This is a genomic window from Trueperaceae bacterium, assembly GCA_036381035.1.
GTDB lineage: Bacteria > Deinococcota > Deinococci > Deinococcales > Trueperaceae > DASRWD01.
The window spans coordinates 1-2237 of the sequence record DASVDQ010000125.1; the positions used below are offsets into that span (position 1 = coordinate 1).

General features: G+C 67.7%; 4 protein-coding genes. All 4 read left to right on the top strand.

Annotated features, from left to right (window positions below; all coding sequences use genetic code 11):
- Nucleotides 1-509, top strand: a 509-nt coding sequence (locus VF202_14275) for a hypothetical protein (GenBank protein ID HEX7041279.1), incomplete at its 5' end; no start/stop codon positions are given.
- Between the two features lie 121 nt (nucleotides 510-630).
- Complete coding sequence (locus tag VF202_14280; protein HEX7041280.1) at nucleotides 631-957, top strand: hypothetical protein; 327 nt, start codon at nucleotides 631-633, stop codon at nucleotides 955-957.
- Between the two features lie 340 nt (nucleotides 958-1297).
- Entirely contained in the window at nucleotides 1298-1795 is a 498-nt protein-coding gene (locus tag VF202_14285; GenBank protein ID HEX7041281.1) for a hypothetical protein, read from the top strand.
- Between the two features lie 195 nt (nucleotides 1796-1990).
- On the top strand, nucleotides 1991-2237 hold a 247-nt coding region (locus tag VF202_14290), incomplete at its 3' end, for a hypothetical protein (protein HEX7041282.1).

Consider the following 2237-nt stretch of genomic DNA (forward strand, 5'->3'; position numbering starts at 1 on the left):
CGTGGGACAACGCCGTCACGGCGTTCTTCAGCTCGGCGCTGGCAGCGCGGATCTCCGATACTGTGACGACCCTCTCGACGAGCACGGCCAGCATCGATGAGACGACAGGACGCCAGATCACGCGCCGTGAGCTGGCGAACAGTTCGGGCGGTAGCAGCACGAGCCCATCGCTCCCCTACCAGGTGACGCCGGTAGTGGGTCTCCGTACGAACCTGGCTACCCGAGCGGGTCGGGGGCGCTTCTATGTGCCGTCGCTCGCGGTGGACCAGGTGGCGGACGGGCGTATGCTCCCCGGCGCTCAAAGCGACCTGGCGGACTCCGCCGTCGCGATGATGAACGAGCTTGGGACGGGCGGCCTGGTTCCGGTGATCTTCCATCGCACGGACTCGCCGGGTGCGGGGCGGTTCACCACGACGCAGGTGACCATGATCGATGTCGGGGACGTGCTCGACACCCAGCGTCGCCGGCGGAACAAGCTCGTCGAGTCTCGCGAGACGCGGCTCTTGTAGCCGGCCCAGCCCCGGCCCCCGTCGCTGCCCGTGGTGCGGAATCGGCGGGGGCCGGCTGTAACGCTCGCCGTACGTCACGCGATACACGTACGACAGGCGTACCCGCACCACGGGAGGAACGATGTTCCGCACGTACAGCTTCACCGTCGCGACCTGGCGAGACATCACCACCATCAGGGGCCACATGACGGTCGGTGAGCTCGACACGACGGGCGCCCCCGACCTCGGGTCGCGCAAGATCTGGACCCCCGCAGACCTGAACGTGCGCGTCACGGGGTGCTCGCACCCGCAGACGTTCACCATGCAGGAGTACGTGGCGACGGTCGGCCATATGGTGTGCTGCGCCGCTCGGCACAACTGGGACGACATGATCACCCTGCTCTCGCCATGCACGATTCAAGCGCAGGTCATCGACCACCCGGCGCATGGGTCTGGGAATGGCGCGTAGAAGCTGATACAAAGGGCCCACCGGAAGCCATCCGGTGGGCCTTTTCAATGCACGGGCAAGGTCCAGAGTCCGCACTGCGGATAGTCAACCCGGCAGGCCCTGCGCGCGCTGGCCACGCGCCATTACGTGGGGACGCCTGCGTAATGTCCATATCTCTAGCGGACGGCATAGATGCCGATCCGCTAGACGTGCTGGGTTGAGAAGTCCCCGACGTTACCGGGGGGGCCAGTGGGGGGGAGCCCCGCCGGGGGCCCCCGCCCCCCTGCCTCCCTACGGCCTTGACAGTGCGACTACGCTGGAGGGGCCCGAGCGTCGCCGTCTACCCACGAGGGCACTACCTATGGCTCGACAGGGCTACTGGTGGTGGAGCCAGCACGTCTACAACGCCAGCGCCGCGCCCCACGTCTCGCAGGCGTACATCTTCGACACCCAGCCCCCGCCCGGCTCGACGGTAGAGAGGCTGATCGGCCGGATCACGGTCGTAGTAGCGCTGAACTCGCTCCTCGAAGAGCACCTCACATGGCCCGTCTTCGCAGGCGTGCACACGGGCAGCAGCGTCATGAGCCCCGTCGCGGGCACGAGCCCCGGCTACATGGGGCAAGAATGGATGTGGTGGGAGATGATCCACGCCACCGCGACGGACGTCATCTCGGGCGTCACGGACCCGCCCATCACGGCTGGCCGGACCACGGTGCCGATCGACGTGCGCGGGAAGCGTGTCCTGCAGAACCCTCAACACCTGCGCGCGGTGACCGCGCTGCCCGGCGGCACACCCGGTAGCCCCGGGTATATCCGCATCATGCTCCACTGGCGCGCGTTCATCCTCTACCCCCCGTGAGCGTCGCCGGCCCTCTCCTGGCCCAGCGCCATCCGATGGGTCGTGGCCGGGACGGCCAGCGTGGGGGGCGAGACGTAGCGGCCCGTACGTGCTATAGCTGGCGTATGGGTCGAAAGACTCTGCTCATGCGGCACCCCCCCGCCCCGCACCTCAACGCACGGGGGGGTGCCGCGCCATGGGCGTAAGCTGGGTTTCGTGACGGTATTCAGACACCGAGCCGTGGGCCGGTTCGGCGACGGTGAGACGTGGACGTTCGGCATCTACTCCGAGGGCACGGGCGGCATCGATGCTGCTGAAACGGCGTGGGACAACGCCGTCACGGCGTTCTTCAGCTCGGCGCTGGCAGCGCGGATCTCCGATACTGTGACGACCCTCTCGACGAGCACGGCCAGCATCGATGAGACGACAGGACGCCAGATCACGCGCCGTGAGCTGGCGAACA

Coding starts and splice junctions, on each gene's coding strand:
- VF202_14280 (HEX7041280.1), top strand. CDS start 631: ATGTTCCGCACGTACAGCTTCACCGTCGCGACCTGGCGAGACATCACC.
- VF202_14285 (HEX7041281.1), top strand. CDS start 1,298: ATGGCTCGACAGGGCTACTGGTGGTGGAGCCAGCACGTCTACAACGCC.